This is a genomic window from uncultured Shewanella sp. (assembly GCF_947501665.1).
In the GTDB taxonomy this organism is placed as follows: domain Bacteria; phylum Pseudomonadota; class Gammaproteobacteria; order Enterobacterales; family Shewanellaceae; genus Shewanella.
The window spans coordinates 1-25,216 of sequence record NZ_CANMWS010000036.1; the positions used below are offsets into that span (position 1 = coordinate 1).

The window sequence follows — 25,216 nt, forward strand, 5'->3', positions numbered from 1 at the left end:
GATTAGTGTAACGTTCATATTGGACACCTTTTGTTGATTATTGAACATGCAAACTCAATATGGCGCAAATGACGCCGATTTAACAAGAGGTGTCCATCCCATCATCCCTGTTTTGGAAGCTCTAAATCGTATTTACACTGATTTGAAAAGAAAAAGAAGCACAAAGTAGGTTTTCTTCGAATGGTTGTATTTGTCTTCCAACAACACCCATGTTTAAGAGCTAGTTCGATCTGATGTAAACGGCCTTTACTGTTCCAGACAGCAATTAGGCATTTCCAATATCGCTATCGGTTCATATTAGTCCATATCGGTCAGATTATGAATGCTGTGCCTGTTGATGTGTAAAAAAGAGAGATGTCAATGAACGACCTGACTCAACTTAGGCTATCTCGGCACTGATGTGAAGGGATCCACAAATGCAGTGATAACATGGACGTTAAGGAACTGCCGTCCCTCGTTCACGTAATAATTGATAAAATATTTTCGGTCACTTCGATGGGGAGCTTTAACAGCAAAAGCTTTAAAGTCAGAGTGTTTCTTCGAATTGTGTACGTATGTTGTAAGTCGAATCGTTATGGATATTTATCGCTTCCAGAGGGGGTTGTGCAGGTACTTCTGCGAGACGCTGTGAAGCTATCTGATCTGCATGGATAGCAGTAAATGCCTTAAAATGTTGGGAACATTTTTGGCCTTGGCCGCTTTACGGTTTCAAATGGCATCCTTGCCTAAGTGCCAGCCAAATATCTCTATTTGTCGCTCATCAAAGTCATATTTATGACCTTCGCCTTGAAATGGAAGCCCTCGAATTCACATACACTGAGTGGTAAAGCAACACTGTGAATATTGTCGAATGGAAGGTGTTATTGCAAGTATCTGATCTGCATGGATAGCAGGGAATGTCTTAAATTATTGGGAACAATTTTGACCCTGTGGGCTTAATGCATCACTGCCATCGCGTTAAATTCAGATGACATGACGACATAGACACCCAAGATTATTTGCCTGGTTTATGTTTGCACTTCTACTTTGAACAAGTGCTTCCCTTTTAACGCACAAATTATGAAAAAATATTGGTATACTTTCAAATGAACTATGTCGACAAAACATGATATCAAACAAGGAAGTGATATGGTAAGTGTTTATTATACCCATAGAGTGGGGGATAATCCTGAGTTGGTAGAATTTAAATGTGAAAATATTAGTTGCCAACGTGCTTATGAGATTATTGATGATTACCCTTGGGCTGCTGAAATTAAGTTTTTTGAGCAGTATGGTGAAGGGGGCAGTTTTTACTTTGTACTGGGTGATATGACAGGCCTTCATGCGGCTTTTCAATTTATTCCTGTTGATGAAGGTAATGGCTTATTGGATGTCGATATTCTACTTAAAAAGGGCTTTTTGGGGATCTTTGGCAGGAAGTCTAAGTCTATACATTTTGATTTACTTGCGATTGATGAAGCGAAATTAAAAATCAGAGATATGTTTCAATATAGCTTAAGTGCTTTGTACAATAAGTATTGATAATAACTTGAAATTTCGTTAAAAGTACTCTTATCCTAACTTCCTTAAGCATTTTAAAAGGATCTTAAGCTTGCCTACCTCTGATTGTTATAAAGCGTACAATGACAATGCGACTCAATTGTCTGTCTTGAATAGATATAGCCGTTCATCTTTGCTAAACAACTGTTTGCCTGTTAAACGAGGTGAACAATTGTGTCTCGTTATGCTTATTTGTGGGGACTTAAGCATTAAGATAATGAGCTAACAATATCTAATTAAACCTTTGTTAATGCATTACCGAATATTTAGCTTTTAAATACTAAAAGTAAACACTTAATCAGCTTATTATTGCACTGTTACCTAATGAAAGGTAATAATATAATCGGTTGATATTTAAGGTTATTTGTTTTGTCTTTACTGACGCATACCCGAAGGTTTTACGTTGATTTACTTTAAAATACATTAACTTAGTTAATGTATTTTAATATTACTTCAGTCAATTGCGATATATTTGCTTTAAAACAATAAACATAATTGATGTAAAACAACAAACTTAATCGATTAAGTTGGAGGGTGAATGAAAAGCAGTAATAGAACAAGCTCAACTAAAGCTACAGGCAATGATAAAAGTGTTGATTACACAATCACCAACAAAGGGCTTAAGGTGGTGTCAACTTTTTCCTACTCAATGACCACAGGAGCCAAAACAAGTATCACACTTGGTGCAACGAATTCGACTCAAATTGGGATTAAAACCAGTTTTTTTGCTGGCGCAAGTCTAGGGGTTACGCTTGGCGTAAAAACAGGCATTACCATTGAGGGGGATAAAACTTTTGCCATTGAAGATGGAAAAGTACAAAGTTCATCAACCATTGCGGCCGCTAAAAAAGCTAAGTTGATAGCGTCACTAACTGAAGTTTTTAATGGTCAGATCACTACATGCAATGAAAAGATAGCGAATAATTTAGAGAAAATTGAAACCAATGGACAAAAAGTTGAACAAAACACACAGAAAATAGTAGACTCGGATCTGGAAATAAAAAGTAATACAACTAATGTTCAGGATATTAATCAGGAAGTTAAAAAGGTGAGTAGCGCTCTTATGACATATGACACAAGTATGAAAGAGGTCACCTCTCAAATAAATACTATTAAGACTGAACTAAGTGAAAAAAGCACAGTTTTATTAACCTGTGATCTCAATGTGATAGATACCGACTTGGTAATGATGGGCTGAAATGACAAATGTGTTGCGTTAAAGCACTGTGAGATAAAAGCGCTGTAGATCACTTGTTGACCATCATCGTCATGATTGTTGCGAGCGAAAGATAGAGTCCCCTCTTTTACAGATCAACGGGCAAGACATTCACTGAGTGATAGGTATATTGTCAATACTTATATTAGAAATACCTGAATTGTAAGTGCCTGTATTAGAAATGCCATGGGGTTTTTGGGAAAATGCTCTTTTACAATGGAGCAGGCGGTTAGACATGGATGTCGTTATAAATCTTTACCTACATATCTACATACCTTTATGGCTAGAGGCTAACTGCACCGTTTCCATTAAGCTTCAGGCTTTCCTACATGAGGCCGAAGATTTTCCCCTTTTGTCTCTGTATTTCTAGGTTTCAAACAGTATTATTTGAACTGAGGTCGCTCGGCTTTGGGGGTGGCGTACCAGTAGCCGAGTCCCATCAATACGACACCGGATAACAGATTGCCTAGGGATACCCAAAGTAAGTTTCGGCCCATGCCCGCAAAGGAGAACGTGGCCTGATGTTCGCCAAAATAAGACAGGGCAAAAATACTCATATTGGCGATTGAATGCTCATAACCACATCCAATGAAAGCCAATAAGCACCACCAGATAGCGATAAATTTTCCTGTGCCTTCAAGCCGTTGGCACATCCAAATAGCAAGGCAAACTAACCAGTTGCATAACATACCTTTAAAGAAAAGCACGCTGATGGGCGCACTTGTTTTTGCCATGGCCACTGTGTGGAGTAAGCTGTCGGTGTGAGTCAGGAGTTGACCGCCTCCGGATAAATAAAATAGTCCAGCGACGGCGATGGAGCCGAATAAGTTATATAACCAAGTTTTAGGGAGAATTCGCAGACTATCTTGCCAGCCAATGGCACCGGTTTTGATGCCAAAGGTTAAGTACATAGTGTGGCCTGTAAAGAGCTCAGATCCTGCTATGATGACTAAGGTTAGCGCTAAGCCAAAAGTGGCGCCCATGACAAGTGGGCGTAGGGCTGGCTCAAGTTGAGCTCCTAAGGTGAAGACTAAGATGATTGCCAGTCCAATGTAAGCACCTGCCATGGCACCACTGATAAGAAAACTGACAGGGGAAGTGTTGTTTAACGCCACTATACGAATCGCGTTGGTTGAACATTTTCTGATGGTGTCTGCGTACATAAGAGAAGTCCGTTATTCATTATGTGTGATCGAGCATGGGTGAAGTCTCATGCATAAAGGGCCATGTTATCGTGCGTGATAGCTATACCGATTTAGCTATAGTATATACTCGCGTGTTTAAAGTGGAGTAAGAATGCCAGTGTGCCAAGGCCTTATGCGCATAAAGATGATCCAGATCAATATACACTTCATTTTTATTCGCTGAAAGTCGAATAGACTATGATATTTAAAATCAATAGGTTAAAAATAGAGTCATGATTGGGACATTGTATGATGAACCATGATTGCAGATCTGTAATGGAACTTTATTTAAAGGAATCGAACATGAAGTTAGCTCAAACACTTATTTCTGCCATAATCCCTTTTGCTTTTTTCAGTATGAGTTTTGCCAGTCACGCTGGCGGCGTTAAACAAGAAGCTTATTGTATTGATAACGGCGGCACGGTTGAAAAAATGATCGCAAAATATGGCAGTGATATGAATGGTTTTTCTAAAGCATTTTGTACTTTCTCAAAAGATAATGGTTTTGTGGCAGTGGGCTTAAGTACCTTTGCATCTAACACACCCAATATTGCAGCCACGTTAATGACACAATTGTCACCCATTGCGGAGGATTCCCCCCTTTGGGAGGGGGATTTCTTTAATCCGTCGATGAATGTATGTAAAAACTTAGGTGGCGCGACCATGAGCGAAAATGTGGTCTCAGGTGGCTTTACCAATGCGGGGGGCGCAAATGACATTTGTGTGTTTGGGGATACATCTATGGTGAGTGCTTGGTCATTGATTTATATCGCCAATGGTCGAGATCACTATGATGAAGTCAAAAATGCGGTTCGCTCATTACCTATCGATAATCTGTACATTCCAGAATAAATTAGGTCGTTCTAGGTATTCAGCGCAGTGCCGCGCTGAATACTCCTTGTATGTTAGGGGATTACTTGATTATAGCTTTTTGACTATCCCTGTATTACCATAATGTCCATTTAACGGCTTCAATGTCATTTTCAATACTGTCATCTAATTCACTGAAAAAATCTAACCCCGTGAGCGCTTCAACAGCATCTACGGTGGTGATGTAGTTGGCTAACTCACTGCTTGAAATACTTTCGTGAGGTAAGATAAAGGCAATAGCGTCGTTAAAATAAGGATCGAGGATCACTTTATAAAAGTGTGTGGGAATATACACACCGTTACCGATATATGTTTCATTACCATCCCATATTGGGCCAGTAACCACATACAGTGAAACATATTCATTGGCCCATTCTCGAACAATCTCTTCGAGACCTTTCCAGCCTCCACGATTGAAGCCGGCCAGTTGTGGTGCCATGTTAGACATCAGGAAACTTTCTTGCATTGAATCTTCGTTAAAATCCATTGTGCCAGATGGGGCTAAATGGCCTCTATCATAACCAGAGAAAGTATAATCATCACTGATAGATTGATAGTCACTGGGCAGATCACTGTCAGTTTTAAAGTAATTAGAACGCTCATAATAAGCATTAACACTGTCTGTCGTAATATAATAGGCGACCCAATCAGCGACTTTATTTTGATAGTTATAGCCAAGAGCGTAACCTTCTCGACATAATAGTTGATCGCTATCACTTGGTGTACCTAAGGTTAAATGTTCTCCACAGTCAGCGTATGCAGTAGTGGATATCACTAATATAAGTAAGGTGATAAGTGTCTTTTTCATGTTTATTCCTCAGGGGAGATATTATTGTTTGTATTATTTTTATTTTATAGCTAAGTGTATGTTTAAATTGATTTATATAAACACTGACTCAACAGGAATAGTACAAGTTAATGGATTAAGTTGTATTTATGAATGATATAAAATTGACATCTTTATGTTAATTTACTTACAAAGCGACTTTTTGTATTATTTTTGTATTAAATGTGAATCATATATTGTTTTTCGGTTTTAAAGTTGTTTTGTTTTAAGGGTGTTCGATAGAGAAACGGCACTCTAAGAAGAGTGCTGTTTATTGGTAAGGCAGAAATGGCGAAGAGAAATAGCGATGATTAAGCGTTGGGGATCGCAGTGAGAGCAGTATTTTCTTGTACTTGTAATTGTCCTAATCGCCTGACTAATATAAATAATACTATAAATAAGGTGATGTATATCCAGCCTAGAGAGGCAAGCGAGGACCAATGTAATTTAGCCATGGTTGCGGTAATGATGGCTGTGCCCACCATTTGAAACACGCCTGAGAGTGCGGCGGCAGCGCCAGCTTGATGTGAAAACAGCGCTAGCGCACCAGCCATTGCATTGACGAAAATAAAGGATACAGCTAATCCGTTAAAGGCTAAAGTGAGTAATATCGCGGTTAATGACGTGATGTTAAACGTATGCTGGATCAGGAAAGATAGCCCAACGACAGCAAGAATGAGCATACCCACTTGCAGTAATTGTTGCGTATTGACTGAACTGGGTAATCGGTTTTGCAATAAGTTACCTATGAGGAAAAAACTCGGCTGAACCAGCATTAAATAGCCCACTTCTTGGGGGCTGAATCCAAATTGGTTAGTGAGTAAAAAGGGCGTGTTCTCTAAGCACAAAATCATGGCAAGATAGCCAATAAGCGTCGAGATAGCATAGCAAATAAAGGGTTTATTTTTTAACACATGGGCATAATCAGCCACAATATTAGAGAAGGTGAGTGTTGATTTTTGTGATGTCATTGTTTGGTTATTATCAATGGGAACATCTTGGTTGCTTTCAGCCATTTTGAAAAAAATGATCAGTAGTAATAAGCCACTATAAACCGTCAAGATCATGAAGTTACTTCGCCAATCAAAGGTTTCTTGTATATACCCTCCAAGTGTTGGTGCTATGACAGGGGTAAAAGAAGCGGCGATGGCGAGCATATTGATGGCTTTTCTTAAGGCTTGGCCTTGAAACAGATCCCGTAAAATCGCTCGTCCGAGTACAGAAAGTCCGCCGCCACCGAGTCCTTGCAGTAACCTGGCGAATAATAGTTGTTCAAAATTATGGGCATAGACAGCAAGTAGACTGCCGCAAGTTAAAATGCTGATACTGACTAACAGCAAAGGCTTGCGGCCAACATGATCCGATAAGGCACCATAGAAGAGTTGCGATAGGCCAAAGGTGAGAAAGAACACACTTAATGTGAGCTGTGTCTGGCCTATGTTTAAATGCCATTCCTGTAAAATAGCTGGCAGAGACGGTAGGTATAAACTCACGGCGAGCTGAGAGGCGACAACGCCTAATATGACTAAGATAAAGTTTAGATTTCCAAAAGTGTGTTTCACGTGTTGTACCTTGTTTATGCCTGTAAAAGTCAATGAGACGAAAATGAACCGTTAAGAAGACGAGATGACCGTTTGAAGGTTTTTATTCTGTGTGTTTATTATAATTTATTTCCTATTAGATGATAATATTGTATTTTGGAAATTAATTACGTCCTAATTGGAATTAATTGTTTTATAGGTACTGTAGAATTAACAATCAAATGGGTCATCGGGTTAAAGGTTAAATGATGACCGAGATGAATAAGTAATAGACAGTCAAGAGGAGGAAGTAAGATGGATTGGCACAAGTGTTCGCAGAGTTTTATTCAAATTGTTGAAGATCAAAGTTTTACTCAAGCAGCGAATCATCTTTATACGTCTAGCTCCGCATTAAGTAAACACATCAATTGGTTAGAAGATCAGCTTGGCGTGCAGTTGTTACAGCGAACGACCCGTCGATTGGATTTAACCCTTGAGGGGGAATATTTTTATGAGCAAGCCAAGTCCTTATTGAATGAATGGCAGGACTTGAAAGAAACCGTGCGTAATCAGAGTGATGAACCGCGTGGCGTGCTGACCATTGGCATTTCCGTTATCTTTAGTAGTTTATATATTGCGCCATTGTTACCTCGGCTCCTTGAGCAATACCCTGAGCTGACCATCAATGTTAAAACCCTGACTTATCCGCTGTTATATCATGTGGAAAATTTGGATTTATATTTTAGTCATAAATCCCCTGATTTTTTTTCGGTGAATATGGATCATCATGTGATAGGTCAAGCGCATTTGAAATTGTTTGCTTCTCCCACCTATTTGCAGGAAAAAGGGACGCCGCAGACCTTGGCGGATCTATCAAAGCATAACTGTTTGATGAGTATGGGGAGCGATGCACCACAAGTGTGGGCCTTTGATAATGGAGAAACGGTGGCCATTCAGGGTAATTTAATCTCCGATAATAGCACCACTTTGATTAAGGCCGCTGTTGCAGGGTTAGGCATTGTGTTTGCCAGCCCCACGGCTTTTAATGATGAAGTGAAAGGAGCATTAGTGCCGGTGTTGCCGGAGCATCAATCCCAAACGTGGACGATTTATGCTTATTACCCTAAATTGAAGACGCTGCCATTTAAAACCCAATCTTTTTTAGATTATGTCGAAGATAAATTAAGAAGTGCGTTGAAATAGGCACCAGATTGACTATAGTCGTCATATTTAAACGCCATGTTTAGGGGAAATGATGACGTTAAATGTGTTATTTATTCCGGGCTTAGGGGGAGATGCGCAGATGTGGACAGCGGTAGGAAAGGCGATGTCTCCTCAGCTGAAATTGCATTATGCTTCGGTTTTAAAAGGGAAGAGTGTGACCCAGCTTGCTCGCAGCATTTTAAAGGATGCACCAGAGAGATTTGTGGTTGTTGGTTTTTCTTTAGGGGGCTGGGTTGCGATGGCGATGGCCAATATTGCTCCAGAGAGGGTATTAGGGTTAGGATTGATCAGTACAACAGATGGCACGATGTCACATCAAACCATCGCAGCAATGAAGGCATCACAAAAGCAAATTATTGAACAAGGTTTGAACAGTGTTGTTGAGCAATCTCTTTCCCATTACTTTACTCAAGAAGATCGCCACTGTGATTCGATAATTGACACTTATCAAGCAATGATGTTGAGGGTTGGTGCTGAGGTTTGCATGGCACAATACCAAGTTATTATTGATTTTCACGGGCCAATGCCATTTCTATCTGCCATTAGTTGTCCAGCTTTGGTGATTAGAGGGGAACAAGATGAACGGATCCCTCTATCAATTAGTCAAGATTTATGTCAAGCAATCCCTTTGTCCCAGTATGAGGTGATTGATGACTCATCTCATTACGTGCCATTAAGCCAGCCACAGTCAGTGGCTAATTGCCTTAATCAATGGTTAAGTCACCTGTAGTGAGGAGGAGACTATCATATCAAGTTAGCTATCCATTGGTTTAAGTGAGTCACAAAAATATCTGGCTGTTGTTGTGCACAAAAATGTGAATCGGTGTGTTTCATCATAAAAGTAGGAATATTGTTTTGTTCCAGAAAAGGAAGGTTAATGCGCTTTTTACCTTTATCGGCTAAGCAATAGAGTTTTGGTATCGCCAGTTTTCTGAAATCTTCGCCTATTTGACTGGTAAAGGTTTGCCTCGGTATAGCATATGCTAGGGATTGGGTGAGTAGACATTGTTTGATAAAGCAGGACTGATCGACAAGTTGCAGACCACAGAAATAACGCTGCATGGCTCGCTCACTGAGTCCAGCTTGATAAATACGCTGGCAAAAATCGGTATACCAAAGAGTGAAATCACCTCCTTGGTTAATGCATTGAGCCACTTCTTTAGAAATAAAAATACCATGTTGAGTGACAGTGGTTTCAATGGCATAGACGCCTTTAATAAGAGGGGCAAGTTCACTTTTCGCTAACTGATTGGCGTAAATACCGCCTTGTGAGTGGGCAATAAGAAAGAGGTTATCATATTGACGTTCCAGTGACTGAATTTGTTTTATGATCCCTTGGGTTCCCAGCTCAAATGAAAATGGTGTTGTTTTTAAGTGACCACTTTTTCCATGACCCAGTAAGTCAGGAATGAAGATGTCATAGTTTTTGAGTTGGCTTGAATGGGCAAAATCACAGTAATTTAAATGTGAATCCCCACAACCATGTAAAAATACCAGTAAGGTATCACTGTGTTTGCTGTATAAGCGTGCAAACAAATGGCAGTATTCTGTTTGAGTGTAAAATTCAGTTATCATCATGATTATCTTGACATTGAATGGAATATAATGAGTATAGACTTAAGATGTGGTTTTTATATATTATTGATTATTAATGATTTAATCTCTTTTTTACCTTTATTGAGTGTATTCAGTGATCAACATGGAATAATGAGAATGGAACGACTTGACTATCTCGAGACGCATTTATCTCAATACACATTTTTTAACGGAACAAGCACTTTTAGCAGAAGTGAATGCTGATTTTACAACACTTGAGCAGTATCAATTATCGGCTTAAGTTTTTTCCGTCTTACCGACTATGCTTATTGTAGGATTTCATTACTTGGAAAAGTCATGATAGAAAGCATTATGCTGGCTTGGTTATGGGTGGCTGGAGTGATGATTTTAGCTTGGTGTATTGGCTTGTGGATCCACAATCCCAGTGTGATTGATGTGTTTTGGCCAATGACAATATTGCTTGCCAGTCTTATTCTTGCTGGGGGAATGGCAAGTGGTTTAATATCTCAATTACTGCAGTTATTACTCTTACTTTGGAGTCTGCGCTTGGCGGGATACTTGCTGTTTAAGCGTGTGTTACCTCATCATTTAGATAAACGCTATACCTATATCAGTTCGAGTTGGGATGGCTCTAAGAAGATAGGCTTTTTTCTTCACTTTCAGCTTCAGGGGGTGTTGGCTGTAGTGATCGCGCTGCCTTTTTTATTTATCGATCATCATTTATCCTTTAACTTTTTTAATGGTATTGGGCTCTTGTTAGTGTTGATTGGTATCATTTTTGAAAGTGTGGCAGATGTTCAACTCATTGGCGCTAAAGAGCAAGGTCTGACGCTTTGTCAGAAGGGGTTATGGCAATATTCACGGCACCCTAATTATTTTTTTGAGTGGATTATTTGGCTAGGGTTTGCGATGGCAGGTTGGAGCGCCAGTTTGCAGATGACACTCAGGGATGAGCGTATATTGGATTTTGCTTGGCTCAGTTTATGCTCACCAGTGTTACTCTTAGCTATCATGTTAAAAGTGACCATACCGCTCACGGAGAAATTGTCGATACAAGCCAAAGGAAGCATTTATCGCCAATATCAACAAAGTACTTCCATGTTTGTCCTTTTACCGCCTAAAAAACGCCTTCCCAAAACATAAAATATTGGAGCCATACATCAGGGACTCACCGCTGCGAATGGCTTCAATGATTGCTTACTCCATTTTATGACGGTCGTTAACTTACAAAATGCCAGTTTACTTCACTTGCTAAAATTCGCTCTGACGCAATATAGTGAATAAAATGCCCAGAGGTGAGCTGGCGATTCGAAGGAGGATTGAGCTCGACATCATCACCAGACAACATAGTGGAAATGGCGATAAGAGTGGCATTGTTGTCATTTTTCATTTGTTGCCACAGTTGCCCAACGGTGAAAGAGGGGACATTGTCAGGGATCATCAATGAAAATTGTGTTGCACCGGTTTGTGGGCTGAGCAAGTGACTAATGACTCTTGATGAACCGGGATCTTGCATAGAACGAGCCAATAATTCGGCTGAGCGGTTACTGCCGGATTCAATATTAGGGCAATGTTTATCTAATAAAGCGGCATTTTGCTCATCGTTAAAATAGGCAACAATGTGGCAATCGGGTTTTACTCTGGGGGAAATAGCGAGTGCCGCCATGAGGGTTTGATCATCGCTTTCTCCGTAAATAATGACTCGATTGGCATTATCCACACTGATCCGATTTAATGCCTCTTCATTCGAGAAGGAAGGCATTTTGGCAAAGTCCACTTGATCATTGTCTGGATAAGGATGGGTTTGTTCATCATTATTCACACAGAGCACAATTTGTCCATTTTGTCTGCGTTTATCCGATAAAATACAATCAATGAGTTTGCGAGTGCCTTTAGGGTGCCAACCGATAATAATGACATGATTACTGTAATGTGAAAAATTTCTCATACCGTTGATATTCCGTTCAATAAATGTTTTTGTTGTGGCAATAATTTTGGCCAAAACAGACCCAAAAATACCGATGCTGGCAGGTATTTGATACCAAGCGACAAATTGTTGCCCACCTGTGGTTATGGGTGACATATCGCCAAATCCTACTGTACTGCCCACAACAGACATGAAGTAGAAAAATTGAGGCAGCTGTACCAGCTGTGTTTCTCCTAAGGCATCGAGGGCTAACCAGCAAATAAAATAATGTGCAATAGCGCCTAATAATAGCGAGGGCCAGCTGATTTTATGTAAATGCACTGAACATAATAGGTAAATACGTCTAAATAAGTACATGACAAACTACCCGTTTGGCGGTTGTTGAAGGTGTATGAACCATGGATGACTCTGTCCTTTTTGTTTAATTAGCGAAATAAGTGTAAATAAATTTCATTGAGATTGAAAGATTTACAATATTGTAATGGTCTTATCTGAATAACAATTACAGTAAGGATACCCTTCTATGATGTCCCCGAAGAAATGGACAATCTTTTTCTTGGATCAATTGAACTTCAAAGCGAAGTTTTCGTTATTAGCGTTTTTATTTTATTTGCCACTGATTGCTTGTTTTGTGTGGATAATGAAAGATAAGTTACTCGTGATGAAACAATATGAAAATAGGATAGTGGGACACACGATAATTAGCGAAATAGCTGCTATTGAGCGAGGGCTAAGATTTAAGACCGATACTCCCGCGCCAGACAACGATCTCGCCCCTTTTTGGTTACAACTTAGGGAAGATAAGTACATTTTGACACCTTGGCAGCAGTGGCAAATGCTGTTGAATACACTAAAAAATGTTCATAGTCGTGCAATGGAGGCTGAGCTTATACGTGGATACGAGCAATCTTATGCACTCAGAGAGGATGCGGCGAGCTTAAGTGGGTTAAATCGTGACACGGATAGGGAAAATTTTTATTTTACGAAATTGATTGTTGATGATCTTCCTGCGTTATTTGAATATGTTGGCCGTTTACAGGTGATTAGCCTGACTATTTTGCAGCAAGGGCATTTTACGGCAAATTCTTATACCCATATTGTTGCTTTAGATAAGCGGGTGAATGAATTACAGGTGGCTGTGTCAAATAATATGTCTCAGTTATTATCGCGTTATGGGGTAAAAACGGCCATTAATGGCAAGGAGAACATTGAACGAGAACAAACAAGTGAAAACGCCTCTTCTCAAGAAAAGCCAAGGTTTAAATCAAGCATCCAAACCTTATCTACCGTTAAATATGACAAACTTGAGCATACAGCTATCGATGATTTACACTCTCTGTTACTTGAAATTGACCAATTTCAGACAGTATTACGGCAGTCTCTCATCGATCCCGATACGATTGTATTGAGTCAGGACATGTTAATGCCTTATTTTGAGAACGTGTCCCAGCAAAGTGAGATAGCAGCGTTGAGCACAGAACAAGCTTTATTGAGTCGTTTAACGCAAAGTGAAACGCAGCATTTTAATGAATTATTATTGTTGGCTAGCTTACTGCTATTCGTAATTTTTCTCATTAGCTATGTATTGATAGCGATTTATCGTTCACTCAGTCAACATGTTAAAATGATCACTCAAGCGTCTGCTCGGCTTGGAAAAGGGGATTTTTCTCAAGTGATGAATATTGTATCAAAAGATGAATTTGGCGATATTGGGCATAATTTCATGAATATGCAAAACAGTATTCATGCTCTTTTGTATGGGATATCTAAAGAGGTTATGCAATTAAAAGTGGCTGCGACGCAAATTGACCGGTTAACCCAAAGCATGGCAGATAATTTGTCGATACAAAGGCAAAACACCCACAGCGTGGCTGATGGTGCTGAGCAAGTGACTCATTCGTTGTCGGTGATCCGTAATAGCACTGAGCATGCTAATAACATGATTCATTTAACCAGTGAAAATGTTCAAATGGGAGGGAGGGTTATCAAGGACACGGGGATTGCGATCACTGATATTGCTGAGGAAGTAACGTGTTCTGCTGATGTGATTAATGAACTGGCGGAGCACAGTGTCGAAATAGGTCAATTCGTGAATGTGATAAAAGAGATTGCTGAACAAACGAATTTATTAGCATTAAATGCAGCGATTGAGGCTGCAAGAGCAGGTGAACAAGGGCGAGGTTTTGCCGTTGTCGCCGATGAGGTGAGAACGTTAGCGAGTCGCACGCAAGATGCGACCAATGAAATTCAACGGATCATAAAACAATTGCAAGAAGGTACTGCACGTTCTGTCACTGTGATGAATACGGGGGTGAAGAAAGCCGAATATGGGGTGAGTAAAACCCAAGAAGTGTCGACGGCTTTTGAAGGGGTGACGCATAATGTGAAGGATATTATGTTGGCCACACACGATATTACCGCTGCGGTAGAAGAGCAAGAGAGTAAAGTGGTTGATATTGAAACAAATACGGCCAATATTGCAAAACGTTCGGATGAACTTTCTATTGTGGCAGAGGATGCATTTCAGGCTGGGCAAGCACTGAATTTGCTAGCGGAACGGATTGACCATCAATTATCTCAGTTTACTTTATTGATGAGAAAGAAATAGGGTTTGTCGAGTTCAGGTGACTTGGCCCCTTATGAAGAGAATAAAAGGATTGATATTGGTGAAGTGAATAGACCAATACCAATCCTTTAATTTAAGTGCCCCTAGGCTTTATCTGGTAATGGTCAGCTTCGCCTCACTTTTGTAGGGTGTGCTGTTACTTTGGTCGTAGTAGTTTCCTTTAATATCAACTTCGCCATTCTTATGGGCTGTCACAGTACCAGCTACGGGACCACCGTTAGCGACACTGGCTTTATTATTACTGGTATACCAATCTGTTTGGGCACTGACGTCTATTTGAGCACCACTGTGATAAATGAGATAAGCCGTGAATTTTTTCGTGGTGGGTTTACCGTGAGTTCTTTCGGGGATCCTGGCTTCTTTAGGTAAAATGACAAACGCTTCAATTGTGTCATGGATGACTTGTACTGAAGTGGTGGTTGTGATTGGTTCTGCACCTGGCATAAAGTAGGAAACGGTGATGTCTGTTGTGCCATGTTTATGTGCTGTTGCCAGCCCTTTATTGTCTTCATTATTACTGATACTGACGATGTGGCTTTTATCACTCACCCAGTACGTATTATCATCGTCGGTGATATTTTCCTCACTGCCGTCAGAGTAATGGAGTTTGGCAGTAAAATGGATGGTTTGATTGACATAAAGCACGGGATTATCAGGTTGCAAGGTTAAATGAAGGGGAGTGGGGTTGGTGACGATAAGTGTAGCCTCAGCGGTTAGGCGTGTATTTAAGTGCTTGTCAAAAGTGGCGATGATAGGTGCGGTGCCAGGGCTCCTGCCATAGGTGAGTGCAGTGCCTGGGCTATCTGGATCCATTATTGCGGTATCTGGATGTAGACTGAGCCAATCAACCTCGTTGGTCACATCCGTTTTATGACCATCTGAATAGGTCAATATCGCATGAAAATGGGCTTCACTGCCCAGTGGTTTACTTTGATGTTGAGGCTCTATGGCCAAATAGGTAGGGATGGGAGGGGTAATGATTAACTCTCTGGCTTCTGCATAAATGAGATGATTATTGTTAGCATCATAATATTGGGCAGTGATTTGTGTGGTGCCTTTTTTATATGTGATTACGAGTCCTTTTGTTTCTCTTTGATTGTTTTCTATGGTTGCACTTTGTCTGTTAGAGCTGTGCCAATGAGTATGCGAATTTTTTGTCACATCAATAATGGTTTCATTGTCAAAATGTAGCTCAGCTATATATTGTATCGTTTCACCCGCTGCTCTAGTTTGTGTTCCTTTTGGGCTAATAACAAGGAACATGGCTTTTGCTGGTTGTACGGTTAATTGAGTGTCTGCTTCAAACTCTTCATCATTGGGATAATCTTGGTATTGTACTGAAATTGTTGTTTCCCCTGGCGTTTTTGCTGTTGCAATACCTTTATCTTCGCCAATTTGACTGTTAATACTTGCAACAGAGGTCTTTGTACTGACCCAATGTGTTGCTGGATGATGAGTGACATTGTGAGACGATCCATCAGTGTAAATAATGTCAGCATCGTAAGCTTGAGTACTGCCCACAGGAATATGGACATTACGGGGTGAAATCAATATTTCTTTTGGAATGGCTTCACTGACATAAAGCTCAGCAATATCGCGTAACTGACTATTCTCATTAAGATCATAAATGGCGGTTATTTCAGTGAGGCCAGTTTCACTGTGTGTTGGGCTGGGGTTGGTATCGGCAATGCCGTATTGATCAATGGTGGCTATTTGGGTGTGTTCGCTAAGCCAAGTGACTAAACGGGTAACATCTTCTGTTGTGTGATCGGTATATGAAAGGGTCGCTTTATATTTTACGATATGCCCCTTAGGTACCGTTTTGACTTTAGGACTAATGACTAAGCTGTCAATGATAGCTTCGGTGACGAATAATTCTGCACTCGCGCTGTGCGCTTTATAGGCTGCAGTAATGATTGATTTGCCAGTATTGAGAGTATTAGTTTGCCCTGATGCCACATTGTCCATTAAGGCAACGTGTTCATTATCGCTACTCCACACTGTATCACTGTCATTCGTTGCATTATATGTACTACCGTCACTGAGTAATGCGTTGACCTCAAACTGTTGAGATATACCATTAGGGATAGATGCGACTAAGGGACTTATGATGAGTTCACGCACAGTGGCATTACTCACATTTAATTTAGAAGAGCCGGATAAACCATTAAAAGTGGCGGCAATGCTTGTTTGACCCACAGAGAGTCCTTCTGCTATGCCATTTTCAGTGATATTGGCTATTTGTTCCTCGCTGGAGAACCAAAGGGTATGCATATGGCGGGTAACATCGGCAGTGGTTTTATCATTGTAAATAACGGTGGCGGTATAAGCTTGTTTTAATCCGACAGCAATATTGGCCATTTCAGGTAATACAATGAGTTCAACGGGGATAACATTACTGATGGTTAAGGTGGCATTCGCGGTTAATGTTTCATCATTGTTATATTTTGCGGTGATGTCAGTTGTTCCTTTAACGTTATCCTGTGCTTGGGCAAGACCTGTTTGGCTAATAATGGCGTAATTTGTGTGACTACTTGACCAATCAATATAAGGGTCATCAGTCACATCGACAACAGTGTCATTATCTAAAATTAAATCTGCTGTGTACTGGAGTGTGGAACCTTGTTGAATAGTATGATATTGCGGAGTAATAACGAGCTTTTTGGGGGGGCTGTTATTCACAACCAGTATTGCTGAGGCGCTGATCCCATAAAGCGTGGCTGTAATATTGACTGTGCCATTGTCAATCCCCGTTGCGATGCCAATATCATTAATGATTGCAATTTCTGTGTCGCTGCTGCTCCATTCTGCGTCATCGGTAATGGTTTCGGTATTGCCGTTATTATAAGTGGCTTGTAAGGTATAAGATTGGGTTTCATCGATTGAGATTAATGTTGACTCAGGGCTTATTATAAGAGACACAATCTCGTTACGATTATCGCTTGAATTGTTACAGTTGATGACCATTAAGGTAAAGCTAACAATGGCCATGTATTTTAATATAGTATTCATTTTATGTTCCTTACTGCGTAAACTGGATTTTTAATCGAGTTTTCAGGCATCGTATTGCTAATGGCATGGATACGAATAAGGAACTTGTATCGTTTAATGTCTATAGCAATTTATGTGCTATTGGGTATGTTGATTAAGATACGAATGCTCAAATTGAGGTTGGATGGATGGTGAGAACATTATAAAGGTTAACTGAAGTTAACTTTTGCATGAATTGTAATTATTTGTTTTATATTAACCACTGATTTTAATGCATTTTAAGTTTGTTTTTTAATTAATGTGTGTCTATTTGTGTTGCTGGTTTTTCAAAAGAGATCGATTTGGGTAACTTGTCCCCTATCTGTGTTTATCCTGAGTTCAGGTTAGTTATCATTGAGGGAGGACAAGGTGTTGAGAAACGAGAGCTTGCGTTATTGAGTGTTTTCTTTTTTATGCAGTGAAGTGGGTATGGCAGATGAGTGGGAATGGGGTATTTTATTTATTTTTGCTTGTGTTTTATGCTCTGATCCTGAAAAAAGATAAGACAGAAACACAATAATGGTCATACCAAAACCGATAATGTACATGTTGATGCCGATGGCCATCCCGATCACAGCCGCCGCCCATAATGTCGCAGCGGCTGAGATCCCCCGCACGGCATTATTTCTATCTTCAAAAATCAGTCCAGCACCCAAAAAGCCAATACCCGTTACGACACCAGCAATAATGTTAAAGGTATAATCGACTTGATAGATATAGTAGAGGTGGATGGCTATTTCACTAAACCCACAGGCACTTAATGCGGTGATCCCAAAAATACGGATCCCATTTGGATGTGTTTTTCTGACCGAATACCCCACAATACCACCTAATATCGAGGCAATAGTAATTTTAGCGAGATAGATAACTTCGATCATTTCAAATACTGGAGTCAGATTTTGCAATTCTGTTGAAACAGCGGGCATAGAAAGAGCGTCCTTTTAAGTAAAGTGAGGTTCACTATTTAGTGAGCAGTAACTATCAAGTCTCAGTCTACAATGGAGTGGTATGAGTGAATATACAGATAAGGGGCTTATTTTAATCTGGTTATCATTGGTTGATATTATAAACAGGGATGTGCTTTGCTTGTATGATTTTTGAGGTGATTATGTTTATTTTATGTATGACGGATGGAGTATTATAAGCTGTAAAGCTTGGTATACAGGTTTGCTAATGAAGGTAAACACAGGTAAAGTCAGTGACTTTGTGGCGGCAAGATTTGAGCCGTTATGCAATAAAAGTGGACTATATAGGAGGCTTTTTGGGCGGTATGTTGATACTGAATCAATAAGTGGCCTGCTATATACTCCAATTATTTTACCTAAAGTATAAGGAATTTTACGTGTTAGATACTTTAATGGGATCCAAAGACTTTTTAGCGTTGACATTAGCGCACTCCAACACCCCCACATTTGCCTCTTTTTCATTTGCCTTAAGTGAGCATACTCAGGTTCACGTTTGGGATAGTGGAGTGATTGTATTTGAGCCCCATGCGTGTTTAGGTAAGGATATTGTGTTGTCGTGTGCAGTTCATGGAAATGAAACAGCGCCCATTGAGCTATGTAATGCTTTGATAACACGTTTGTTAGCCCAAGACATCAAGCCTAAGCAACGGGTTATGTTTCTTATTGGTAATCCGCAAGCCATTAAATTAGAGCGGCGTTTTGTGGATGAGAATTTAAATCGTTTATTCAATGGCGGCCATAGCAAAGGAGATGCGGTTAATCCTGAAAGAGTGCGAGCGAAAAAGCTAGAAGACTATGTCGAGCGTTTTTATAACCAGCCTTTGAAAGGCCAAAAGAATGATGAGACCTTAGTAGCTCGAACCCGTATTCATTATGATTTACATACGGCTATTCGCGCGTCTAAACATGAAAAATTTGCCATTTATCCTTATTCACCTAATAAAAAATACAGCAGTGAGCAAATCATGTTCTTAGCCAAATCTGGCATTGATACGATTTTGTTTCATAATGAGCCAACCACCACATTCAGTTATTTCTCTGCTCATCATTTTCAAGCGCATGCCTTTACCATTGAATTAGGGAAAGTGTATCCATTTGGGCAAAATGACATGTCACGCTTTTCTGCGTTAAATGAGCGCTTAATCGGGTTGATTACTGCCCAAGACTTGCCTATTCCTTCGCTGAATATGGCTGACGTTAATTTGTATCGTGTGGCTCGCTCCATCAATAAACATGTTGAGGATTTTCGTTTTTCATTTAGTGATGATGTGGAAAACTTCACGGCTTTTAAGCAAGGAGAAGTACTAGCAACAGAAGGTGGAAAAGAGGTGGTCGTGGAACATGAAATGGAAGCCATCGTGTTTCCTAATGCTAAGGTTCCTGTGGGGCAACGGACCTTATTATGCTTAGTACCAGCTTCGGCGGATAACATCGAATAATGCAAAAGTCACTATTGTAAACCATTATATACATAGTCAGACGAGCTTAGTTGTCATTTTTACTGTGATAAGTATTGATACACAGTTTACGTTAACGTAATGTTCTTCTCGCGTAGGATAATAGACTGGCATGTTGATTCATTCGGTGAAGCTGCCAGCAAAATAACAAGAGCACAATATGAGCAACGCAAAAAACAAGACAGAAACGATCCATCGTGTCAGTTTTCTTGATAAAGACGCGATGTCGATCCCTATTCTTAAAATTCTTCAAGCCGACGGTACGGTTTATGATAAAGCGGTATTGCCTGCCATTGATCAAGCATTGGCGAAAAAAGTCCATGATACCTGTGTATTTACCCGTGTCCTAGATGAGCGAATGCTAGGTGCTCAGCGACAAGGACGAATAAGCTTCTATATGACCTGTACCGGTGAAGAAGCGGCTGTGATTGGCAGTGCTGCGGCATTGGATGATGAAGATGTCATTTTAGCTCAGTATCGAGAGCATGCCGCTTTACGATACCGTGGGTTTAGTACTGAGCAGTTTATGGATCAAATGTTTAGTAATGGACGGGATTTGGGTAAGGGTCGTCAGATGCCCATTCATTATGGTACCGCTCAGTTACATTATCAAACAGTTTCTTCGCCATTGGCGACTCAAATTCCCCAAGCCTCAGGTGTGGCTTATGCCTTAAAAATGCAGAAAAAACGCAATGTTGCGATTTGCTATTTTGGAGAAGGTGCCGCATCAGAAGGGGATTTTCATGCGGGACTGAATATGGCTGCGGTGTTAAATGCGCCAGTGATTTTCTTTTGCCGTAATAATGGGTATGCCATTTCAACGCCAACAGACGAGCAATACAAAGGCAATGGAATTGCCAGTCGTGGTGTGGGGTATGGCATGCATACTATTCGTGTGGATGGTAATGATATGTTAGCCGTTATGGCGGCCACTCAGCAAGCAAGGGCGCATGCCATTAAGCATAATGCCCCCGTTCTCATTGAAGCTATGACGTATCGATTAGGGGCGCATTCTTCATCGGATGATCCTTCTGGCTATCGCTCTAAAGAAGAAGAAGCTAAATGGCAACAACATGATCCTGTTCAGCGGTTTAAATTATGGCTGATTAATAAAGGTTGGCTCAATAATGATGAAGACACGCAATTATATGAGCAATATCGTCAAGAAGTGTTGAGCGAATTGAAGTTGGCCGAGAAACGCCCTCAAATGGAACTGGATAGCATTATTGATGATGTGTTTGATGAGCCTACACCACTGCTGAAGAAACAACTTGCACAGTTAAAACAGCATGTTAACAAATACCCTAAAGCCTATCCCAAAAGTGCGAAGGAGCAATAATAATGGCGAAGATGAATATGTTACAAGCCATTAATTCAGCGCTAATGGCTGAAATGGAAACGGATCCTAATATGCTGGTTTTTGGTGAAGATGTCGGCCACTTTGGCGGCGTGTTCAGAGCAACTTCAGGGCTACAGGAAAAGTTTGGTAAAGAAAGGTGTTTTAATACACCATTAACCGAACAAGGTATTGCGGGATTTGCGAATGGTTTGGCATCAAACGGTATGACTGCTGTGGCTGAAATTCAATTTGCCGATTATATTTTTCCTGCTTTTGATCAAATCGTCAATGAAACGGCTAAGTTTCGCTATCGCAGTGGCGCACAATTTAATGTGGGTGGATTAACCTTTAGAACGCCTTATGGTGGAGGCATTGCGGGTGGGCATTATCATTCTCAATCTCCAGAGGCGTATTTTACGCAGACGGCAGGGTTAAAAGTGGTGATCCCAAGGGATCCTTATCAAGCTAAAGGGTTGTTATTAGCCTCTATTCGCGATGACAATCCAGTGATATTTTTTGAGCCTAAACGCTTATACCGCGCTTCAGTTGGGGAGGTACCCAGCGAAGATTATGAGATTGAGATTGGTAAAGCAGATGTGATGCAAACGGGCACTGATATCACCTTACTGGCGTGGGGCGCTCAAATTGAGATCATAACCCATGCGGCAGAATTAGCCGCTAAAGAAGGGGTGTCTTGTGAACTCATTGATTTGCGTACCTTATCGCCTTGGGATGTGGAGACCGTTGCAAGCTCTGTGAAGAAAACAGGACGTTTATTAATTAACCATGAAGCGCCGTTAACCGGTGGTTTTGCCGGAGAAATTGCCGCGACCATTCAAGAAGAGTGCTTTTTGTATTTAGAATCGCCTATTGCCCGAGTATGTGGGCTAGATACGCCTTATCCGCTTAATCATGAAAAAGAATACATGCCGGATGCGTTAAAGACCTTTGAAGCTATTATGGCTTCAGTGAAGTTTTAGGAGCTTGCAATGATTAAAGAATTTATTCTACCGGATATTGGCGAAGGCGTAGTGGAATGCGAGTTAGTTGAATGGTTGGTAAAAGAAGGGGACAGGGTGATTGAAGATCAGCCTGTTGCCGATGTCATGACAGATAAAGCGTTAGTGCAAATTCCTGCGCCTTATGGCGGGATCATCAAGCAGTTGCATTACGCCAAAGGGGACATTGCCAAGGTACATGCGCCTTTATATTCTGTTGAAATCATGGAGCATGGTGAGGATGAAGCGCTTCATTTTGTTGAAGGCTCGATTGTTGATGACCCCGTCGATGAGGCTGAGCCTGAGCCTGTAAGCTCCTCGATATTGGAGTCAAGCACTTCAAGTGGTGTTGTTTGGCAGATTGAAGAGTTTTTACTGCCGGATATTGGCGAAGGTATTGTGGAGTGTGAACTAGTTGAATGGCTGGTGGAAGAGGGTGATACCGTTGTTGAAGATCAAGCCGTTGCCGATGTGATGACAGATAAGGCTTTAGTGCAAATTCCGGCAATAAAAAGTGGTCGTATTGCTAAATTGCATTATCGTAAGGGCCAGTTAGCGAAAGTTCATGCACCATTATTTTCCATTGAAGTGGCAAGAGAAGTGGTTGAGGCGAGTCACGCACAGATCAATACGGCTCCAGTAAATGCCGGAGAATCAAGCCCAGTATCCAATCAAGAGCAAGTTAATGTCCCCCAAGGCAAAGCGTTAGCGAGTCCTGCCGTGAGGCGCATGGCGAGAAGCTTGGATATTGATATTACCAGTGTGTCAGGCAGTGGTAAAAATGGCCGTGTGTATAAAGAAGATATTAGCCGTCATCAACAAGCATCAATGGCGCCAACAACCTCGGCTATGCCAGCAGTGCAGGCACCAAAGATTGTGACGACTGAGGAGGCCTACCGCGTTGAGCCTATTCGCGGTGTGCGTGCGGTGATGGCAAAAATGATGACAGAGTCCGTCTCGACTATCCCGCATTTTACTTATTGTGATGAGTTTGATTTAACGGACTTAGTGCAATTGCGTGAGAGCATGAAAAAGGCCCATTCAACGGATGAGGTTAAACTCACCATGATGCCCTTTTTTATGAAAGCGCTATCCTTAGCGCTGAAAGAGTATCCTGATTTAAACAGTCAAGTAAACAGTGATTGCACCGAGCAAACGTTTTTTACCCGTCATAATATCGGTATGGCGGTGGATTCAAAGGTGGGCTTACTGGTGCCCAATGTCAAAGATGTGCAAGATAAGTCTATTTTAGCCATTGCGGCTGATATTACCCGCTTAACTGCCGCGGCCCGCAGTGGGCGAGTCAGTCCTGAAGACTTGAAACAAGGTACGATTTCCATTTCAAATATTGGTGCGCTTGGCGGCACCATCGCGACGCCGATTATCAATAAACCTGAAGTGGCGATTGTGGCATTAGGGAAATTACAACATTTACCGCGCTTTAATGGGCAAGGTGAGGTGGAAGGGCGAAAAATCATGCAAGTGAGCTGGTCTGGGGATCACCGTGTTATTGATGGTGGTACCATTGCGCGTTTTTGTAATTTATGGAAGCACTATCTAGAGCAACCTCAAGAAATGTTATTAGCCATGCAATAAGCGATTTTTAGCTTTCAAACACAAAGGCGCCGTCGGGCGCTTTTTTTTATGGCTCACCGTCTTTATTTTGTGCTCTGTTTTCGCTTATCGCCTAAAAAGAGTGTAAAATAAAATAAGTATTCCGTATAATCCCGCTAATTAGTTAAGTACCTTGGATCCTTCATGAGCCAGTTATCCCCTATTGTTGCACCTATTCAGTATCCTTTTCCGCCTAAACCTATGCCTTTGACCGATATTGAAAAAGCCGCAGCAAAAGCAAGAATTAGACAGTTATTGATTGAAAAAAAAGCCGTTTTAGTTGCCCATTATTATACTGATCCTGAAATTCAAGCCCTCGCCGAAGAAACAGGTGGGTGTGTGTCTGACTCCCTTGAAATGGCGCGTTTTGGCCGCGATCATCCTGCGCAGACCTTGATTGTTGCAGGGGTGAAATTCATGGGGGAAACGGCAAAAATTCTCAGCCCTGAAAAAACCATTCTAATGCCAACGCTTGACGCGACTTGTTCGTTAGATTTAGGCTGCCCTATTGAGACATTCAGTTCTTTTTGTGATGCACATCCCGATCATACGGTCGTGGTGTATGCCAATACCTCAGCCGCAGTCAAAGCTCGGGCTGATTGGGTGGTGACCTCCAGTATTGCCCTTGAAATTGTTGAGCATTTGGACAGCGAAGGCAAACAGATCATTTGGGGACCGGATCGCCATTTAGGCAGCTACATCGCCAAAGAAACTGGCGCAGATATGTTGATGTGGCAAGGTGAGTGCATTGTGCACGATGAGTTTAAAGCCAATGCCCTACGCGAACTTAAAACTCAGTATCCTAATGCCGCGATCTTAGTTCACCCAGAATCACCAGCCAGCGTGGTGGCGCTTGCTGACGCTGTGGGGTCAACCAGCCAGTTAATCAAAGCTGCTCAAACCATGGATAATGACACTTTCATCGTGGCTACCGATAAGGGTATTTTTTATAAAATGCAGCAAGCTGCCCCAGGTAAAAACCTCATTGAGGCGCCAACAGGCGGCAATGGAGCCACTTGCCGAAGTTGTGCTCATTGTCCTTGGATGGCGATGAATGGTCTTGTTGCCATCGAAAATGCGCTTAAAGATGCCCCGAATTCCAAAGAGCGTACACTCAAAGAGCGCACAGTGGATGGCAAAAAGGGAGAGCCGCTTACTATTGAGCCGCAAGTCTCACCCCATGAAATCTTTGTTGATGAAAGTTTGCGCCTTGATGCATTAAAACCCCTTGATCGTATGCTGGACTTTGCTCAAACATTGAATATGAAAGTTAAAGGTAATGCGTAAACATTGTCAGAAAAGCCTTGATGCTTGCTTTTTTGGT

The 25,216-nt window shown here is 41.1% G+C and carries 19 protein-coding genes; 12 read left to right on the forward strand and 7 right to left on the reverse strand.

Annotated elements, in window-relative coordinates; genetic code table 11:
• The first annotated feature begins 1,128 nt into the window (after positions 1 to 1,128).
• On the forward strand, positions 1,129 to 1,521 hold the full coding sequence (locus tag Q0976_RS21310) for a hypothetical protein (RefSeq protein WP_299496255.1): 393 nt from the start codon (positions 1,129 to 1,131) through the stop codon (positions 1,519 to 1,521).
• 556 nt (positions 1,522 to 2,077) lie between these two features.
• Complete coding sequence (locus Q0976_RS21315; RefSeq protein ID WP_299496257.1) at positions 2,078 to 2,737, forward strand: hypothetical protein; 660 nt, start codon at positions 2,078 to 2,080, stop codon at positions 2,735 to 2,737.
• Between the two features lie 401 nt (positions 2,738 to 3,138).
• On the opposite strand, the gene nirC is transcribed toward Q0976_RS21315, so the two are convergent.
• Entirely contained in the window at positions 3,139 to 3,918 is a 780-nt protein-coding gene (gene nirC, locus Q0976_RS21320) for a nitrite transporter NirC (protein ID WP_299496259.1), read from the reverse strand.
• A 324-nt stretch (positions 3,919 to 4,242) separates the two neighbouring features.
• Between nirC and Q0976_RS21325 the strand changes: the two genes are divergently transcribed.
• Positions 4,243 to 4,791 carry a hypothetical protein gene (locus Q0976_RS21325; protein WP_299496261.1) on the forward strand — a complete coding sequence of 183 codons (549 nt, stop codon included), beginning with the start codon at positions 4,243 to 4,245 and terminating at the stop codon, positions 4,789 to 4,791.
• A 94-nt stretch (positions 4,792 to 4,885) separates the two neighbouring features.
• Here the strand turns inward: Q0976_RS21325 and Q0976_RS21330 are convergent, their stop codons facing one another.
• Positions 4,886 to 5,617 carry a DNA/RNA non-specific endonuclease gene (locus Q0976_RS21330; RefSeq protein ID WP_299496263.1) on the reverse strand — a complete coding sequence of 244 codons (732 nt, stop codon included), beginning with the start codon at positions 5,615 to 5,617 and terminating at the stop codon, positions 4,886 to 4,888.
• 329 nt (positions 5,618 to 5,946) lie between these two features.
• Positions 5,947 to 7,197, reverse strand: a complete 1,251-nt coding sequence (locus tag Q0976_RS21335; protein ID WP_299496264.1) for a multidrug effflux MFS transporter — start codon at positions 7,195 to 7,197, stop codon at positions 5,947 to 5,949.
• A 273-nt stretch (positions 7,198 to 7,470) separates the two neighbouring features.
• Here Q0976_RS21335 and Q0976_RS21340 point away from each other — a divergent pair, with 273 nt between their 5' ends.
• Together Q0976_RS21340 and Q0976_RS21345 are read left to right on the forward strand one after the other, a co-directional pair.
• Positions 7,471 to 8,358 carry a LysR family transcriptional regulator gene (locus Q0976_RS21340; RefSeq protein WP_299496266.1) on the forward strand — a complete coding sequence of 296 codons (888 nt, stop codon included), beginning with the start codon at positions 7,471 to 7,473 and terminating at the stop codon, positions 8,356 to 8,358.
• Positions 8,359 to 8,407: 49 nt separating this feature from the next.
• A complete protein-coding gene (locus Q0976_RS21345) occupies positions 8,408 to 9,109 on the forward strand; it encodes an alpha/beta hydrolase (protein WP_299496268.1) in 702 nt (233 codons plus the stop codon).
• 14 nt (positions 9,110 to 9,123) lie between these two features.
• Here the strand turns inward: Q0976_RS21345 and Q0976_RS21350 are convergent, their stop codons facing one another.
• Positions 9,124 to 9,957: an alpha/beta hydrolase gene (locus tag Q0976_RS21350; protein WP_299496270.1), complete on the reverse strand. Its 834-nt coding sequence runs from the start codon at positions 9,955 to 9,957 to the stop codon at positions 9,124 to 9,126.
• Positions 9,958 to 10,272: 315 nt separating this feature from the next.
• On the opposite strand from Q0976_RS21350, the gene Q0976_RS21355 reads away from it, so the two are divergent.
• Positions 10,273 to 11,079 (forward strand): DUF1295 domain-containing protein, encoded by an 807-nt coding sequence (locus Q0976_RS21355; RefSeq protein WP_299496272.1) that lies wholly within the window; start codon positions 10,273 to 10,275, stop codon positions 11,077 to 11,079.
• A 76-nt stretch (positions 11,080 to 11,155) separates the two neighbouring features.
• Here the strand turns inward: Q0976_RS21355 and Q0976_RS21360 are convergent, their stop codons facing one another.
• Positions 11,156 to 12,220 carry a potassium channel family protein gene (locus tag Q0976_RS21360; RefSeq protein WP_299496274.1) on the reverse strand — a complete coding sequence of 355 codons (1,065 nt, stop codon included), beginning with the start codon at positions 12,218 to 12,220 and terminating at the stop codon, positions 11,156 to 11,158.
• A 166-nt stretch (positions 12,221 to 12,386) separates the two neighbouring features.
• On the opposite strand from Q0976_RS21360, the gene Q0976_RS21365 reads away from it, so the two are divergent.
• Complete coding sequence (locus Q0976_RS21365) at positions 12,387 to 14,471, forward strand: methyl-accepting chemotaxis protein (RefSeq protein WP_299496276.1); 2,085 nt, start codon at positions 12,387 to 12,389, stop codon at positions 14,469 to 14,471.
• Positions 14,472 to 14,579: 108 nt separating this feature from the next.
• On the opposite strand, the gene Q0976_RS21370 is transcribed toward Q0976_RS21365, so the two are convergent.
• Positions 14,580 to 17,501 carry an Ig-like domain-containing protein gene (locus Q0976_RS21370; protein ID WP_299496278.1) on the reverse strand — a complete coding sequence of 974 codons (2,922 nt, stop codon included), beginning with the start codon at positions 17,499 to 17,501 and terminating at the stop codon, positions 14,580 to 14,582.
• Between the two features lie 410 nt (positions 17,502 to 17,911).
• On the reverse strand, positions 17,912 to 18,445 hold the full coding sequence (locus Q0976_RS21375) for an MgtC/SapB family protein (RefSeq protein ID WP_299496280.1): 534 nt from the start codon (positions 18,443 to 18,445) through the stop codon (positions 17,912 to 17,914).
• A gap of 416 nt (positions 18,446 to 18,861) precedes the next feature.
• Here Q0976_RS21375 and astE point away from each other — a divergent pair, with 416 nt between their 5' ends.
• From astE to nadA, 5 genes are all read left to right on the forward strand, one after another.
• A complete protein-coding gene (gene astE / locus Q0976_RS21380) occupies positions 18,862 to 19,923 on the forward strand; it encodes a succinylglutamate desuccinylase (RefSeq protein WP_299496282.1) in 1,062 nt (353 codons plus the stop codon).
• 178 nt (positions 19,924 to 20,101) lie between these two features.
• The gene (locus Q0976_RS21385; RefSeq protein ID WP_299496284.1) at positions 20,102 to 21,280 is read left to right on the forward strand and encodes a thiamine pyrophosphate-dependent dehydrogenase E1 component subunit alpha; all 1,179 of its coding nucleotides are present in this window, start codon (positions 20,102 to 20,104) and stop codon (positions 21,278 to 21,280) included.
• Positions 21,281 to 21,282: 2 nt separating this feature from the next.
• Complete coding sequence (locus Q0976_RS21390) at positions 21,283 to 22,260, forward strand: alpha-ketoacid dehydrogenase subunit beta (protein WP_299496286.1); 978 nt, start codon at positions 21,283 to 21,285, stop codon at positions 22,258 to 22,260.
• Positions 22,261 to 22,269: 9 nt separating this feature from the next.
• The gene (locus Q0976_RS21395) at positions 22,270 to 23,874 is read left to right on the forward strand and encodes a dihydrolipoyllysine-residue acetyltransferase (protein ID WP_299496288.1); all 1,605 of its coding nucleotides are present in this window, start codon (positions 22,270 to 22,272) and stop codon (positions 23,872 to 23,874) included.
• 162 nt (positions 23,875 to 24,036) lie between these two features.
• On the forward strand, positions 24,037 to 25,179 hold the full coding sequence (gene nadA / locus Q0976_RS21400) for a quinolinate synthase NadA (RefSeq protein WP_299496290.1): 1,143 nt from the start codon (positions 24,037 to 24,039) through the stop codon (positions 25,177 to 25,179).
• Positions 25,180 to 25,216: the final 37 nt, after the last annotated feature.